Annotated in this window: 11 protein-coding genes; 7 read left to right on the forward strand and 4 right to left on the reverse strand. The window is 44.4% G+C overall.

Translation table 11 applies throughout. The annotated features are described in order from the left end of the window. The first annotated feature begins 127 nt into the window (after window positions 1-127). From AC37HE_RS04400 to AC37HE_RS04410, 3 genes are all read left to right on the forward strand, one after another. A complete protein-coding gene (locus tag AC37HE_RS04400) occupies window positions 128-322 on the forward strand; it encodes a hypothetical protein (protein ID WP_500781572.1) in 195 nt (64 codons plus the stop codon). Window positions 323-977: 655 nt separating this feature from the next. Next, window positions 978-3749, forward strand: a complete 2772-nt coding sequence (locus tag AC37HE_RS04405; protein ID WP_500781573.1) for a TonB-dependent receptor — start codon at window positions 978-980, stop codon at window positions 3747-3749. A 96-nt stretch (window positions 3750-3845) separates the two neighbouring features. Continuing rightward, a complete protein-coding gene (locus AC37HE_RS04410) occupies window positions 3846-4955 on the forward strand; it encodes a phytase (protein WP_500781574.1) in 1110 nt (369 codons plus the stop codon). A gap of 82 nt (window positions 4956-5037) precedes the next feature. Here the strand turns inward: AC37HE_RS04410 and AC37HE_RS04415 are convergent, their stop codons facing one another. The 4 genes from AC37HE_RS04415 to AC37HE_RS04430 all read right to left on the reverse strand — a co-directional run bounded on the left by AC37HE_RS04415 (window position 5038) and on the right by AC37HE_RS04430 (window position 9813). After that, on the reverse strand, window positions 5038-5958 hold the full coding sequence (locus AC37HE_RS04415) for a DUF6263 family protein (protein WP_500781575.1): 921 nt from the start codon (window positions 5956-5958) through the stop codon (window positions 5038-5040). Between the two features lie 171 nt (window positions 5959-6129). Then, window positions 6130-7011 carry a diacylglycerol/lipid kinase family protein gene (locus AC37HE_RS04420; protein ID WP_500781576.1) on the reverse strand — a complete coding sequence of 294 codons (882 nt, stop codon included), beginning with the start codon at window positions 7009-7011 and terminating at the stop codon, window positions 6130-6132. A gap of 6 nt (window positions 7012-7017) precedes the next feature. Next, window positions 7018-8865: an LTA synthase family protein gene (locus tag AC37HE_RS04425; RefSeq protein WP_500781577.1), complete on the reverse strand. Its 1848-nt coding sequence runs from the start codon at window positions 8863-8865 to the stop codon at window positions 7018-7020. Between the two features lie 126 nt (window positions 8866-8991). Then, the gene (locus AC37HE_RS04430; RefSeq protein WP_500781578.1) at window positions 8992-9813 is read right to left on the reverse strand and encodes a TIGR02757 family protein; all 822 of its coding nucleotides are present in this window, start codon (window positions 9811-9813) and stop codon (window positions 8992-8994) included. Window positions 9814-10126: 313 nt separating this feature from the next. On the opposite strand from AC37HE_RS04430, the gene AC37HE_RS04435 reads away from it, so the two are divergent. The 4 genes from AC37HE_RS04435 to AC37HE_RS04450 all read left to right on the forward strand — a co-directional run bounded on the left by AC37HE_RS04435 (window position 10127) and on the right by AC37HE_RS04450 (window position 17274). Further along, window positions 10127-13165, forward strand: a complete 3039-nt coding sequence (locus AC37HE_RS04435) for a valine--tRNA ligase (RefSeq protein WP_500781579.1) — start codon at window positions 10127-10129, stop codon at window positions 13163-13165. Between the two features lie 120 nt (window positions 13166-13285). Then, complete coding sequence (locus AC37HE_RS04440; protein WP_500781580.1) at window positions 13286-14767, forward strand: glutamine synthetase family protein; 1482 nt, start codon at window positions 13286-13288, stop codon at window positions 14765-14767. A gap of 25 nt (window positions 14768-14792) precedes the next feature. Then, window positions 14793-16175 carry a phosphoglucosamine mutase gene (gene glmM, locus AC37HE_RS04445; protein WP_500781581.1) on the forward strand — a complete coding sequence of 461 codons (1383 nt, stop codon included), beginning with the start codon at window positions 14793-14795 and terminating at the stop codon, window positions 16173-16175. A gap of 178 nt (window positions 16176-16353) precedes the next feature. Then, a complete protein-coding gene (locus AC37HE_RS04450) occupies window positions 16354-17274 on the forward strand; it encodes a malate dehydrogenase (RefSeq protein ID WP_500781582.1) in 921 nt (306 codons plus the stop codon). Window positions 17275-17540 lie beyond the last annotated feature (266 nt).

Here is a 17540-nt window from a genome sequence, read left to right on the forward strand (position 1 = left end):
ATCACCTAAACTTTAACTAAAAACTCTGACAAGTGAATTTTAACAGCATTTTTATTTGCCGATATAAAGTATTTTCTACTTTTGCCCCCCGAATAATTGAACGCAACGGCGTTTCATTCTATTGGTTATGAAGAAGAGAGATTATTACATTTTGGCAATTTTAGCTTGTTTAGTCATCTACGCAATGCTTAACCGACGCACATTAACTGAAAAAAGCGCCGACAAAATAGATAAACTTTTACCGCAAAATGCGGAAGCCTTAGCTAACTCCAATGATTCGCTGCAAGCGAGTATATCCGGACTACAAAGAGCCGGTATCTAATCCAAAGGGCGAACAGCTCTTTTTCGGATAAAATAAACAATCAGACCTCATAAAAGTAATTGGGCGTACGCAAACAAGCGTTCGTCTTGTTCGGCTATTGCTCCAGGCAATTCGGATGCCGCTCAAAGCGAAACAAGGGTCGCTCCTGATCTTTTCAATATTGCTCGGCTGAAATCGGACATTGCTCCAGACAAATTCACCAACGCTCCCCCCTACTCTTTCTAAAATTTGTCATCTCGACCTTGCAAAGTTGACTACAACGGTTCTCCAAAGTCATTGCATCTGACGATCGAATCATCGTTCTGTAACACCAAGCACAATTCCGAAACAACTCATTAAACAAAGCAAAACAAGTTCGTAATCAAAGTTAAATGTTTTGTTAAGACACGGTTTACACACTCATTATCAACCACAAGAACCGCAACAAACTCGGATACAACCTCTTATTCGTCCCGACAAACATACACTTAACATTTAAACGCACGTCTTAATCTTTAGTTAACATCACAAAACACCAGCTAAAGCGCTATCCATCTATCATCTACCTAATTTAATTTAAAAATAAGGCTTAGCGATTCGCTAACTATTAAGAAACATATGCTCACAAAAGCTCATCCTACATTTGCCATCGTCTTAACCAAAACACATCACCAAAATGAACTCAAAATTCCTATTTCTAATTTTTTTTCTTTCCCTTCTTTTTAATCAAAACATATTCGCGACCAACGATGGTGAAGGCGATATGCCTTCCAATTTCGGAATAATCGCCGGACGTATTCTGGACCAGGATAAATTACCCTTACCTGGTGCCACAGTCGTAATCAAAAGCCAAAACCAAGGTGTTGTTTCCGATGTGAATGGATTTTACCGGATTGTAAAACTTCCGGCAGGAACTTATGAAGTTACCGTTAGCTATATCGGTTTCAAGGAAACAAGCCAGGAAGTTACTGTCGAACTTGGCAAAACAAGCAAACTAGACTTCACCATGGAAGCTGGAGTTGACCTGAAGGAAGTCGTAGTAAACGGCTCGCTGCAAGGTCAATCAAAAGCTCTGAACCAACAAAAAAGCAGTATTAATGTTACCAACGTGATCTCATCCGATCAGGTTGGCCGCTTCCCTGACGCCAACGTTGGTGATGCCTTGAAACGTATTCCGGGCATTAGCGTCCAATACGACCAGGGCGAAGCTCGCTTTGGAACCATTCGAGGAGCTGCTCCTGAATACAACTCGGTAACCATCGATGGAGACCGGATTCCTTCAGCTGAAGCTGAAACCCGCGCTATTCAGCTCGATCTGGTTCCTTCGGACATGGTTCAAAGCATCGAGGTGAACAAAGTAGTTACCTCCGATATGGACGCAGATGCCATCGGTGGTTCGGTAAACCTGGTGACGAAATCCAATCCTTATGCCCGCCGAATCAGCGGTACAATCGGTACAACCTACAACTGCCTGACTGACAAAGCTGCTGAAAACATCTCCTTATTATATGCCGATCGTTTCTTCAACAACAAACTGGGGATGACCCTGGCCGGAGCACGTCAGAACCACAAATTGGGTTCGGATGACCTGGAAGCGGAATGGGACGAAGGCGATAATGGCATGATCATGACTGAACTTCAAGTACGGACATATTGGATTCAGCGTCTGCGCCAAAGTTATTCGGCTGCTTTCGACTATGAGTTCAATCCGTCCCATAAAATTGAAGCAAAGATCATGTACAACCATCGGAATGACTGGGAAAACCGTTTCCGCGTTGTGTACAAAAATCTGGACGAAACCGGCGATTCAAAAATTGAGCGTGAAGTAAAAGCAGGGACCAACAAAGATGCCCGACTGGAAGACCAACGGACCTGGCACGTTGCGTTGAAAGGAGACCACCAGTTTGGTGCCATGGAAATGAAATGGCAAGCTTCGTATTCGAAGGCCAATGAAGACCGTCCCAACGAACGCTATTTGAATTTTGCCTATAAACATGTAGACATTACTCAGGACTTAACAGATACGGAAAAACCTCAGGTTACTGTAAATGATGAAGACGCACGCGACTTTAACGCAAACTGGGGTTTTGACGAGCTGACTGAAGAACACCAGTACACGGAAGATATTGACAAGGCCTTCAAAATAGATTTCAAACTACCATTAGCTGAAAGCAGTAAATCGAAAGTTTTACGCTTCGGGGCAAAATACAAAGGCAAGTCAAAATCGCGCAACAACGACTTCTACACCTATGAGCCTACTGACGAGGCTACATTCGTTGCCAACGCTATCGCTAACACCAAAGTACAAACAAAAGACAACTATCGCGCCGGAGACTATGTTGCAGGAACCTTTGTAACCAAAGAGTTTGTTGCCGGTTTGAACCTGGAAAATTCTTCTAGTTTCGACAAGGCTCAAGATCCGGAAGAATTAGCTGGTAACTTCGATGCCAGCGAAGATGTAACGGCAGGTTATGTACGCTACGATCAATCTTTTGGAAACCTGGATCTGGTTGCCGGTGTTCGCCTGGAAAATACGAATCTGAACTATTCTGGCTATGCAATTACACTGAACGAAGACGGCGACTTTGAAAGCCTGGATAAAACCCCGGAAGAATCGAGCAACTACACCAATGTACTACCTTCCCTGATGTTCAAATACAACTTCGACTCAAATACACAATTGAAGGCCGGATGGACCAACACCATTGCCCGTCCACGCTACTTCGACCTTGTGCCTTACGTTGAAACAAACCGCGAAGACAACGAAATCGCCATTGGGAACTCAGATCTTAGTGCAACAACATCGATGAACTTCGACCTGATGTTTGAACACTATTACCAATCAGTTGGTATGTTCTCAGCCGGAGTTTTCTACAAAGACATTAACGATTTCATTGTAAAGAGTACCATGGAAGACTATACTTATTTAAATAATACCTGGGACAAATTCACCCAACCAATTAATGCCGGCGACGCTAAACTGTACGGGATTGAAGCTTCATTCCAGCGTCAGTTAGACTTCCTACCGGGATTCCTGAAACAAATGGGTTTCTATACCAACTATACCTATACCAAATCTGATGTAAGCAACTTCCAGATTGAAGGGCACAACGAAGATGATGTTACCCTGCCGGGAACACCTGAAAATACGTTTAATGCGTCATTGTATTACGAAGGCAAGAAGCTTTCAGTCCGCGTTTCATTCAACTATGCAAGCGACTTTATCGACGAGTTTGGAAGTGTAGCTTTCGAAGACCGCTACTACGACGAAGTAACTTATATGGATGTTAACACCAGCTATGCGTTTAACAAGAAATTCCGCATTTTTGCTGAAGCCAACAATTTACTAAATCAACCGCTGCGTTACTATCAAGGAGAATCGAAGTACACCATGCAAGCTGAATACTATGATGTTAAGCTTAACTTTGGATTGAAATTCGATTTCTAAATAAGACGCCCATAGAGAACACCCTGCTCGTCTCCCAGAGCAGGGATTTTCTTTATTTATGAGCTTAGTAATTTATATCTTAGAAAATGAAATAGCATGAAACATTTCTTATCGACAACCAAAATACTTGCACTAACAGGACTTATCCTCATGGCTTTTTCATGCAACCGGATTAGTGAAGGATCGGCTGAAAAAGCAAAAAAAATAACGCTGACAACAACAGCTCTTTACGAAACAACACCAATGCCACAGCCGGTAGATGAAGATGCTGCTGACGATCCGGCTATTTGGGTGAACCCGAAAGATTCGAGCGAAACCTATATTATCGGTACGGACAAGAAAGGCGGTTTGGCAACCTATAACCTAAAGGGAATTCAGCAACATTACTATGCTGATGGTAATATGAACAATGTGGATGTCCGTTACGGTTTTATTTTGAATAACGACACCATCGACTTGGTTTGTGCAACCAACCGAAGTAGCAAAAGTCTTGCTATTTATCAAATTACCCCTGGTGGCAAATTAACGAATATGGCGGCCCGAACCATTACCAGCGAAATGGCTGGTGAAGTTTACGGTTTTGCGCTATACAAAAGCCCATCGAGCCAAAAGATTTTTGCCTACATGAACAGCAAAGAGGGCGAAATTGAGCAATGGGAGTTATTTGCTTCCGATCCCCTGATTGATGCCAAATTAGTCCGCACGTTCGATGTACACACCCAGGTTGAAGGCATGGTCGCTGACGATGAAAACCAGGTTCTTTTTTTGGGAGAAGAAAACGACGGGATCTGGAAATTTGCAGCCGAGCCTGACGCTTTAACTGAAGGGACCAAACTGGCCAAGTCGGGCGAAGCGGATAACGAAAATATTGCTTACGACATCGAAGGGATCGCAATTTATTACCTACCCCAAGGAAAAGGTTACCTGCTTGCATCGAGCCAGGGGAATTACAGCTTTGCTGTTTACGATCGCCAGCCTCCGCACAGGTACATAGGAAACTTCCGCATTACCGACGGAGTGGTTGACGGAGCTGAGGAAACCGATGGTATCGACATTTACAGCAGCTACCTGAATGATGATTTCCAACATGGCTTACTGGTTGTTCAGGATGGTTATAATTATGATGATGGAAAAGCTGTTGCACAAAATTTTAAATTAATTCCTTGGGAAAATGTGGCCGAATTACTAAACTTGGCACGGAATTAAAAACGCTTAAGAGAGGAATGCTAAAAAAGCGGCAAAAGATCACCAGATCGATTGCCGCTTTTCCTGTTTTATGGCGGTTGTTTTATTCTCCGGTATAAGTTGTCGTGGTGGACAATTTCATCGGTATTTCCATACCGTTCGGCATCTGTTCGTTTCCGGCAATCTTAGCCTTTCCGCTAATTTTTTGCTCGGCCGTACCAGCCATAACCCAACCGGTCTTTTTATCAATCTTCAGATCCGATTTCATTGTTCCGCTCATTTCGAAAGACATCGACATGCCATTTGTCTTAATCGGAGAACTGTTTTCCGGCGATTCCACGGTTCCTTCACCCGACACCAGGTAATAATCACCCTCTTCCCCATTATAGGTGTAGGTCATTTCGAGGTCCAGAACCATCCCGGACTTCAATTTTAACGACGACTTCCAGCTATCACCCACCTTTACCGGATCGGCCGGAAAAATAGACAGCATACTTCCCATGTTCCCACGAAAAGCATCTACTCCGTAATTATCACTCAGCTGTTCCTGCAGCTGTTGCTTTTGAGCTTCCGGCAATTCACCTAAAGCCCCGATAGCCTCATTGAGAATAACATCCAGATTTTTCACCCCTAACACCTCACCCTTTTTACTTAGTGTCAGTTGAAAGGTTTTATTGGTCATTTTTGCCAGCATACCCGATAGCGGATCTTTAGCATCCGGCGTTTCCGAACTGAAAGTCATATTCATTTGCGGCATCTTCATATCCATTACCATCGAGGTGTACTGAACATCCAGGTCGTAACCGGCAGCCGATTTGTTGGTCACCTTAAACGACATATTTCCGGTAATTTCCATATCAATATCGATGCTTTTCCCCATCATTTCCTGATTGATGGTTCCAACCGACACCGACTTGGTGATATAAGTGTGACCGACTTCAAGATTCAGACTTAGTTCGACCTTCTTAGCCTGAGCAAGCTGAACGCAAAACAAGCTTAGTAATACGAAAAGTAGATTTTTCATTTTTTTGAATTATAGGTTGGTTAAATGATCAAACTTGAATGACACGGTACCAATTGCATAACGAATGGTAACACGTAATTACAAGCTAACTAATTTAACTATAATTCTTCAACAAATAAGTATGGACGAAGCAAATAATTATTTCACAAAGCTGGATTGAATGACTGACGATCAGTGCGAGGGTACCAACAAGTTTAATGCCTGGGGCAGAACCGTAATTTTAGCCGGAAGTTCAAGCGAATACACATCGCCGTCGGCATGGAAATAAGGCTGCGAGAGCGAACGAATCTCAAACTCCTTCACTTTGCGGCTTTCCACATAGCGGGTTTTGTGAATCCATTTCCCGAAAAGTGCAACAGCCAATACAGGTGCGTACCAAAGCGGAAACGGTTTAATTAGAGTCACATCGAGTAGACCATCTTCCAAATCGGCTTCCGGAGCAATAAACGCATCATTACCATATTGATTAGCATTGGCGATTGTTACGGCAAAGTAGCTCCCGCTATACGCCTCTCCATCCAGCGAAAATTGAGCATCAACACCTTTAAAATTGAAAAAAGACTTCAGCACATAGCCCACATAGCCTTTCAGTCCACGTTTTACACTACTCGCGAAATGATGTGCGATCAACGCATCGAAGCCAAAGCCGCAGGTACAAAAAAAGTAGTCATCGTTGATCTTCCCCACATCTATAGCTTTGGCCTTACCGAATTCCAGGTAATCGGCAATTTCCTTAATCTTTCCGGGAATTTTCAGCATTCGTGCCAATCCGTTTCCAGAGCCTCGTGGTATATGAGCCATCTTGCGCGAAGTACCCACCAACACCGAAGCGGCTTCATTAAAAGTACCATCACCTCCAACCGACACAATAACAGCCTTTCGTTTTTCAAGTCGCTTACGCACCAGGTCGGGTGCATGGCCGGCACGTTTAGTCTTTTTGCTGTTGAACGGAATTCCCCGCTCAAGCAACTCGGCCTTCAATTGCTTAAAATACTGAATGTTATTTTTCGGCCCGGCAACCGGATTGACTATAAACTGGTACTTCCTTTTCATCGCTGACTACTGTTCGAGATGTCCGTCGTGCAAATATTGCACATAAGCTTTTGCAAAATGCATAAGCGAATCGACCTTCTCCGGAGCATAGTTATAAAAGAAATCCTGCTTCTTCGTATTCGTATTCATAAACCAACCAGCTTCGGAACTCATAAATCCCCAACCTTGTCCGTTAAAATAAAAGGCATAACTATCGTCTACAAGAAAGTCTTTCGAAAGTAAGTCCTTTTTATGTTGCCATCCAAGCTGTTTCAGTAACATTGGTGCTAAATCGTTCTGGTTACCGAAGCGATCGCTGATTAAATGTTGTTTCACCACACCACCGATAAAAATCAGTGGAATACGGAAAGTTTCCGGCTGGGTGATATTTGTTGGGCCCGGCTCAAGTGAAGTGTGGTCAGCAGTAATCATGACCAGCGTATGATCCCATAAGCTTGTTTGCTTCAGCGAATCGATAAAAACACCCAGGCAGCTGTCAGCATAAGATGCCACATTCAGGTATTTATTCTCGGTATTGTTGGTCGGGAACTTGTGATAATGGTCAATGTCAAATGGCTCGTGACTACTAATATTATAAACCATACTGAAGAAAGGCTCTTTCTCCTTCTTCAGGTCGTCGAACATACGCGCATACAAATACTCATCGGGAACACCCCATTTTTGTTTCAACCCGGTTTCAAGCGGGAAGTCTGATTTGGAAATAATCTTATTAATCCCCGACTGAAGCATCACCGCCCGGGTATTGTAAAAATTCACGTCGCCCCCATAATAAAAGGACATATCGTAGCCTTTGTTGGCAAAATACTTCGGAAAATAATCAAGCTTGCTCATTTTATCAGGAAAGGCCAATACGGTTGTGCGGCTCATATCCGACGGGCGGCCACCAATTGTTGCCGACATCCCTTTATCCGAGCGGCGGCCGGTAGCATAAAATGATTTGAAAGCAATGCCTTCCTTACAAAACTCGTTCAACCGTGGTGTTACTCCCGGCAAGCCGCCAAGCGGCTCAATCACCTTATCTGAGAAACTCTCGAGGAACACCAAAATAATATTGGTAGGCTTTCCATCGACAGGTTGAATGATCTGAGGGGCTGGAACGCCCATCTTATCGTGTGCTTCTAAAATAGCCTTCGCCTCTTCATCGGGCATATAATTCACATCAACCCGCGCTTTTTTATTCTTCAGCACATCGTGCATGAAGTTCCAGAAGTAATTATAGGCAAACTGATTGGCTTCCAAATGCTCACTAAAGTAAACGTTACTGTGATTCATGGGAGAACGGTCGAGTCCTCCACGAATAGGGATAATCAGGGCTGCCGTAAAAAAAACCATCACCGGAATGCCCCACCATTTCAACTTAAGCTGCGCCAGTTTCTTCCGATTCAGCAACCCATTATAACCTTTAAAGCTTACCCAAACAATACCAATCGTAAGCAAGGGAAACAAAAGGAGCTGCCACCAGGCCATAGAAGCATAAATGCCACCGGGCGTTTCGAGATACATCAGGAACTGGGCGTTTAAACGGGTTCCCCAGGCGGGATACAAACCGGCATCAGTTAAGCCTAATATGGTCAGGACTACCAATGACAGAAACGTGTAATATTTTAAGAGGTAAGAGCTGAACCGACTGGTTGCCACAAATCCAAGACTAAAAATAAGCCCGGGGATCATGCTGAAATAGCCGGCAACCGACAAATCCATGATGATTCCATGGCGGAAGATGCCCCAGAAATCAGCCGACGATAAACTGGCAACCGTTGGGTAATTGTAAATAACAAAGAAGATCTTGAAAGCTGTGAAAAACAGCAACCAGAACAAATAATATTTTAAAAATGAGAGAAATACTTTGCTCATTGGGTTTTCATGGATTAATTAAACTGCGACCCGCAAAATTATAAAATTAATCAGGCTATTTAATCGATTTGTAATTCTTAACAATGTAAACCTTGTGTGTGCCAAAACTGAGCTGTGAGCCGAGGTCTAATCATCGGTTATTGGTTCTTGCGGAAAAGCACCTAATCCGAATAAGGCAAAATCATATTTAATCGGATCATTCGGATCAAATTTCCGCAGTCGTTCGGAAACCTCAAGCACCGCTTTCCAATCATCCTGCTTACGTTGCAGTAAGCCCAGCTGCCGGGCTTGCTTGCTGGTATGCACATCCAGTGGCAACAACAGGTCCGCCATGGGGATGCCATCCCAAATACCAAAATCCACACCGGCATCATCCTTTCGAACCATCCAGCGCAGGTACATATTCAATCGCTTAGCCGAAGCTCCCTTATCAATATTCGACACATGCTTCTGCGTGCGACGGTCTCCTTCAAGTTCAAAAAACACCTGGCGAAAATAGCGCAACGCCCCTGAAACGGCGCCCTCCTGCTGATAGCCTCGGGTGAACACGGCTTCAAGTCCGCCATGATGTTCGTAAATATTCTTCAACGAGCGCAAAAAGTAAAGGCAGTCGACACCATTAAACGTCCGATGTTTGAAGGATTCGAAGTGCAACCATTCATCTTCATTCGTATTCATCAGGAAACCATACGGATCGTGATCCATCGCCTCCATCAGCCATTTTCCGTTTTTAATAATCGTAGCCCGTTGTCCCCAGGCAATCGTTGCAGCCTGAAAACCGGCAATCTCGATATTCTCCTTCTGCGCAAACTGTCTCGGGATTTGAATCGGGTCTGTTTCAATGAAATCAGGGCAATTGTACTGGTTCGTTTTCTCTTCCAGCAGTTCGAAGATCTCGGCATCGGAGAACTTCCCGGAAACACTTATATGTTGGTCACTAATGGTCATTAAATTGTCATTTTATTTAGCAAGCAGCGATTGGGTTTCGCTTTCTACAGGTCGAAAATTTCCTAGCTAGGGAATTTTTTTTCCTAACTAGAGAAATTGAATTCCCTAGCGAAGAAAAAAATTCGGCAAGGCAGGAAATTCAAACCGCTTTCCGAACTGTCATGTAAACACGGATGAAGGCTGAATGTTGAAAACAGGTTTGCTCACCATTAAATAGCAGAACTTCGATCAACCGATAACCTCATATTCGTCAAACTTTTATATTTTTGCAGCCTCAAATAAATTCAATCGAAATACACAATTAAAAGATACGATGGAGATTCCTAGCAAGTATAATCCGGCCGAAGTTGAAGACAAATGGTATAAGTATTGGATGGATCAGCGTTTTTTCCACTCTGTTCCCGACGAACGTGAACCCTACACGATTGTCATTCCGCCACCAAACGTAACCGGCGTGCTGCACATGGGGCACATGCTCAACAATACCATTCAGGACATCCTGACCCGTCGTGCGCGCATGTTGGGCAAGAATGCCTGCTGGGTGCCGGGTACCGACCACGCCTCGATTGCAACCGAAGCTAAAGTTGTTGCAAAACTGAAGGACCAGGGAATCTCGAAAACCGACCTGACTCGTGAAGAGTTCCTGGAACATGCCTGGGAATGGACCCACAAACACGGTGGCATTATCCTGGAGCAGTTGAAAAAACTGGGTGCTTCATGCGACTGGGATCGTACTTGTTTCACGATGGATGAGCAACGTAGCGAGTCGGTTATTAAAGTATTTGTCGACCTGTTCAACAAGGAACTTATTTACCGCGGCGTGCGCATGGTAAACTGGGACCCGGCTGCAAAAACAGCCTTGTCGGACGAGGAAGTAATTTACAAAGAACAAACCGGCAAACTGTATTACCTGCGTTACAAGATAGCCCCCCTCGATCCCCCCGCTGGAGGGAAGGAAGACCCGCTATACAAAACCGCGCGTAAAGCCGACTACGAATTGCTGAAAGCAAACGCTCAGAAACTACGCAAGAACCAAACGGAAGCTGAAAGTGCATTATGGGAAATCCTCCGGGCCAATCAGTTAGGCGAGAAATTTAGAAGACAACACATTATTAATGATATCATCGTTGACTTCATTGCGCTTTCTAAGAAGTTAATTATTGAAGTTGATGGTGGCTACCACGACCAACCCGAAATTCAAAAGCTGGATGCATTAAAAACTGAGATTTTAAATGAGCTCGGTTATCATGTTATACGCTTCACGAACGAAGAGATAATTGGCAATACCGACAATGTGATCGAAGCGATAAAGGCTGCATTGGAAAGCTCCCCCCACGGGGGAGTTGAGGGGGCTGAATATGCAGTGATTGCTACGACCCGCCCCGAAACCATCTTCGGAGATACTGCGGTCTGCATTAATCCCAATGACCCAAAAACAGCACACCTTCGAGGTAAGAAATTAATTGTTCCGATCGTAAACCGCGTAGTTCCGGTTATCGAGGACGAATATGTGGATATGGAATTCGGTACCGGCTGTTTGAAAGTTACCCCGGCTCACGATGTGAACGACTACATGCTGGGTGAAAAATACAGACTCGACACCATCGACATTTTCAATGATAACGGCACATTGAATGCCAGCGGACTTCATTACGATGGCAAAGACCGTTTCGATGTACGTCAAGAGATTGAGCAGGAATTAATCGATAAAAACCTGATGGAAAAAACCGAAGCCTACACCAACAAAGTAGGTTGTTCGGAGCGTACTGGTGTACCTATCGAGCCGAAGCTTTCAACCCAATGGTTCCTGAAAATGGAAGACTTGGCGAAGCCTGCCCTGGATGCCGTGATGGACGACATCATCAAGTTTGTTCCCGAAAAATTCAAAAATACATACCGCCACTGGATGGAGAACATCCGTGACTGGAACATCTCACGACAATTGTGGTGGGGACACCAAATTCCGGCCTATTACCTGCCTGATGGAAGTTACGTTGTAGCCGAATCAGCAGAAAAGGCGCTGGAACTGGCACAGGAAAAACAACCGGAGCTGACACTGGAAAATCTGCGTCAGGACGAAGATTGTTTGGATACCTGGTTCTCGAGCTGGCTGTGGCCAATCTCCGTTTTCAATGGGATCAACAATCCAGAGAACGAAGAAATTAAATATTACTACCCTACCAACGACCTGGTAACAGGCCCGGATATCATTTTCTTCTGGGTAGCCCGGATGATTGTTTCCGGTTACGAGTACCGCCAGGAGCCCTGCTTCAAAAACGTGTACTTCACCGGTATTGTGCGCGACAAGTTGGGCCGCAAAATGTCGAAGCAGCTGGGTAACTCGCCCGACCCGCTCGACCTGATTGCCAACTACGGTGCCGACGGTGTTCGTGTAGGAATGATGCTTTGCTCGCCTGCCGGTGGAGACTTGTTGTTCGACGAAAGCTTACCGCAACAAGGTGCAGGTTTCGTAACCAAGCTATGGAACTCGTTCCGCCTGGTAAAAGGCTGGGATGTTGACAATACGATCCCTCAACCGAAGCATTCAAAAATCGCGATCGAATGGTTCCGTCAGAAGTTCAGTCAAATTATTGAGCAAACTGATGGCCACTTCGACAAATTCCGGATTTCGGATGCGTTGATGAACGCCTATACTGCTGTTCGCGACGAATTCTCTGGCTGGTTGCTCGAGTTGGTTAAACCAGCTTACCAACAACCGATCGACGGAAAAACATATGCAGAGTTGCTTGACATCTTCGACGAAGTGTTGCGTTTCATCCATCCGTTTATGCCATTTGTGAGTGAAGAAATATGGCAATACCTAAAAGAACGTCAGGAAGGCGAAAGTATCATGATCAGCAGCTGGCCAAAATCAACGGGGTATGATGCCAACTTCCTGCAACAGTTCGAAGATGCCAAAGAAATTATCTCCGGGATCCGTAACATCCGTACTAAAAACAACATTGCCAATAAAGACAGCCTGGAACTGGCCGTAATGCCGGGCGACAAAGGTTACAAAGCCGAACTAAACACAGTAGTCAGCAAATTGGGGAACCTTTCAGCATACAACGAAGTTAGCGCAGAAGTTAGCGGAGCCGGTTCGTTCCTGGTAAAATCAAGTACATTCTTTGTACCGCTGGGCGATTTGGTTGATATTGAAGAAGAACTGAAAAAGCTGGAAGAAGAGTTGAAATACACCAAAGGCTTCCTGAAATCGGTAATGGGAAAACTGAGCAACGAACGTTTTGTGAGCGGCGCACCTGAAGCTGTTGTTGCAAAAGAACGGGCTAAACAAGCCGATGCCGAAGCCAAAATCAAAGTTTTGGAAGAACAAATTGCCAAGTTGAAATAATCAACAATAAGCACATCATATTCAAAGCCTTCCCGTTTTCGGGAGGGCTTTTTCTTTTCATTCAAGGAGCAAAATTCTAAAAACTCCTTATTTTTGATCCGGATATAATTGAACCATATCATGCTAACACACCCGAACCCACTCGTTCAGTACCTGCAAAAACCGGCTCACGAATTCAATAAAGAAGATCTGATCCGGTTCGTCGAAGAACGGCAGATTGAAATGGTAAACTTCCGTTATACAGCTGAAGACGGCAAATTGAAAACCATCAATTTCATGGTAACCAGCATGGAGGAACTGGACATGCTCCTCACCTCCGGCGAAAGAGTTGACGGGAGCAGCATCTTTTCATTTTTACCCCCGAACAACAGCGACCTTTACCTGGTTCCCCGCTACAAAACGGCATTTCTAAATCCGTTTTCAGAAATTCCATCCCTCGAAATTCTGTGCTCGTTTTACGGACCCGATGGTGAACCACTGGAAAGCTCCCCGGTATATATTCTTCGCAAAGCCCGTAACCAGTTCAACAAATCGACCGGTATGACGATTAAGATAATGGCCGAACTGGAATATTACGTCATTAGTGATATCGACGAACGCACCATAATTGCAGAGAATGGCTACCAAAGCGCAGAACCATATTCGGCTCACGAAAAGTTACGGGTCGAAGCATTAAAATTAATTGCCCGCTGTGGTGGTAAAGTTCGTTTTGGGCATGCCGAAACCGGCAACTTCATTTTAAACCGACAGCTTTACGAACAACACGAAATTGAATTTGCAGTGGGCGATCCCGAAGATGCAGCAGACCAACTGGCGGTTGCCAAATGGATTTTGCGCATGCTGGGACTGAAATACAATGTGAATGTGACCTTCATCCCAAAGATTGCCTTAAATCAACCGGGAAGTGGCTTACACATTCATTTTATGGTTGAACATGCCGGCAAAAATGTACTCATGGACCAAGGCATTCTGACGACCACCAGTTTAAAGATGATTGGTGGATTGCTCAATCTGGCTCCGGCATTTTGCGCTTTTGCCAATCCAACACCGATATCATACCTACGCTTGATGCAAGGTCAGCAAATCCCTAATCAAATTTGCTGGGGCATGCAAAACCGCTCAACTCTTATTCGCGTGCCACTGGGCTGGAACCGCATGGAATCGCTTTCAGCACATGCTAACCAACACCCTGATGATCCAACTGATTTATCATCGCGCCAAACACTCGAATACCGCGGAGCCGACGGTTCAGCAAATCCGTATTTGCTGGCGGCAGCTCTTATCATGGGGGTGCTCAACGGCTTATTGAACAGCGAATCGGTAAAAAAGGCAGATACCTTGAAAACAGATGCAAACTTATTCGATGAAAACGAAGATATTGACTTTGAGTTCCTGCCAACATCCTGCATTGAAGCTGCTGACCACCTGGAACAGCATCGGGCCGAATTCGAGGTCGACCAGGTGTTTCCCTCAGCAATTATTGACCATACCATAATTAAGCTTCGTTCATTCAACGACAAAGAATTAATCAACAACTTTAAAACCTACGGAGAAAACCATGAGTTCTCGACACTGGTAGAAAGTTATCTTCATTTCATGTAATTACTACAGACAAAGAAATTATCATATGACTTTAATAAAATCTATTTCCGGGATCCGCGGAACGATCGGCGGAAACCCCGGAGAAGGCCTCTCGCCACTTGATGTTGTGAAGTTCACAGCAGCCTATGCGAAATGGTTGAAAGGCACAAAAACATCGCAAAAAACCAAAGTTGTTGTTGGCCGCGATGCCCGCATCAGTGGCGAAATGGTAAATGCATTGGTGTGTGCTACACTTTCAGGCATGGGAATCGATGTTATCAACCTTGGCCTGGCAACCACTCCAACAACCGAGATTGCTGTAACAACAGAAAAAGCAGATGGTGGTATTATCCTTACCGCAAGCCATAACCCCAAGCAATGGAATGCACTGAAACTATTAAACGGCAAAGGTGAATTTGTCACGGCTGCTGATGGCGCTGCGATTTTGAAATATGCCGAAGAAGAAAGCTTCAGTTTTGCCGAGGTTGATGACTTAGGAGCAATGACCAGCAAGGACTACACTGATGAACACGTTCGCCAGGTTCTTGCTCTGGACTTAGTTGATGTTGACGCCGTAAAGGCAGCCAACTTCACCGTTGCTTTCGATGCGGTGAACTCAGTAGGCGGAATCGCCATTCCGGCTTTACTGAAAACGATGGGCGTAGAAAATATCATTCCGATCAACGAGGAAGCTACCGGCCATTTTGCTCACGTTCCGGAACCACTACCAGAAAACCTGGTCGAAACATGCGCCATTGCAAAGAGCAAAAAGGTTGATGTGTGTTTTGTGGTTGACCCGGACGTAGATCGCTTGTCAATTATCAGCGAAGACGGCAGTATGTTCAACGAAGAATACACACTGGTTGCCGTTGCCGATTATGTGCTGTCTCAAACTCCCGGCAATACCGTTTCAAATATGTCATCATCCAGAGCGCTGCGTGTCATTACGGAAAAGCATGGTGGCAGCTACAGCGCCTCAGCCGTTGGAGAAGTTAATGTCGTTACTGAAATGAAGGCGACAAAGGCAATCATTGGAGGTGAAGGAAACGGTGGTGTTATTTATCCGGCCAGCCACTATGGCCGCGATGCCTTGGTTGGAATCGCTTTGTTCCTGACACAACTAGCCAAGTCAGGCCTGAAATGTTCGGAACTGCGCAAAAGCTATCCCAACTATTTCATCTCGAAAAACAAAATCGAGCTCACCCCTGAAATTGATGTCGACCTGGTTCTTTCAAAGATCGAACAGCTTTATGCGAGCGAGCAAGTCAGCACAATTGATGGAGTCAAGATTGATTTTGCTGAAGAGTGGGTTCACCTACGCAAATCAAATACGGAACCTATCATTCGGATTTATGCTGAATCCACCACAGCTGAGAAAGCAGATCAGCTGGCACAACAACTAATCGAAGACATCAAAAAACAACTATAATTGAAGTAAACCGGCATCTGCCGGTTTCTTTTTTTTACCCTTGTGCAACTTTTGTGCAACAAGTTGCAAATAGTGATCATTATCGGCTCTAAAAGAACGTTAAAAAGGATGGCCGATCCGCAAAAGATTTTATCTTTGTTAAACTATTAAGAATTTCAAAAACCAAAATATTTACGTTATGAAAGTTACTGTAGTCGGTGCTGGTGCTGTTGGCGCAAGTTGCGCTGAATATATCGCAATTAAAGATTTTGCTGACGAAGTAGTATTAATCGATATCAAAGAAGGTTTTGCTGAAGGTAAGGCAATGGACCTGATGCAAACTGCATCATTGAATGGTTTTGATACGAAAGTTACTGGCACAACGAACGATTATTCCAAAACAGCTGGTAGCGATGTTGCTGTTATTACCAGTGGTATTCCTCGTAAGCCGGGAATGACCCGCGAAGAACTAATCGGCATCAATGCCGGAATTGTGAAAACCGTTTCTGAAAACCTGATCAAATATTCCCCGAACGTTGTTTTGATTGTTGTTAGTAACCCAATGGACACCATGGCTTACCTGGCACACAAATCAACAGGCCTTCCTAAAAATCGCATTATCGGTATGGGGGGTGCCTTGGACAGTGCCCGCTTTAAATTCAGAATCGCAGAAGCCTTAGGTTGTCCTCAGTCTGATGTTTCTGCCATGGTTATCGGCGCTCACTCCGACACGGGTATGGTTCCATTGATCGGGAAAGCAGTTCGCAACAGTGTAGCTGTTTCTGAATTCCTGTCGGAAGAAAAGATGGCTGAAGTGGTTGAAGCAACCAAAGTTGGTGGTGCTACCCTGACTAAACTTCTTGGAACCAGTGCATGGTATGCTCCTGGTGCTGCCGTATCAGAGTTAGTTCGTGCCGTTGCGCTTGACTCTAAGAAAATGTTCCCATGTTCAGCTTTACTGGAAGGCGAATACGGACAATCAGATATTTCGTTAGGTGTACCTTGCATCTTAGGTAAAAACGGAATCGAACAAATCGTTGAAATTCCACTTTCAGATGCTGAAAAGGCAAAATTCGAAGAAAGTGCTGAAGCCGTTAAAAAAGTGAATGCTTTACTGTAATTCGAATCAATAAGTTCCAAAATATTGGAAAAGCCACTGCTCAGGCAGTGGCTTTTTCTTTTGGTGTAACCTGAAAAAATAGCTGTTTTCCAGTTGTCTCCTGTAGTGATTGTCTAAAAATCCACGAATCCAAAAATGAAAGAATCCATCAATCTGACTATCTTTAGCCCCTCAGTTAAAAGTATTGCCCGGATTAATGAAGAAACTGTTTCGAAAAACAATTGAATTACCCTTGGAAATTGTAGAGCTGGAAGAGAACAATTACC

This window comes from Mangrovibacterium sp. (assembly GCF_059905295.1).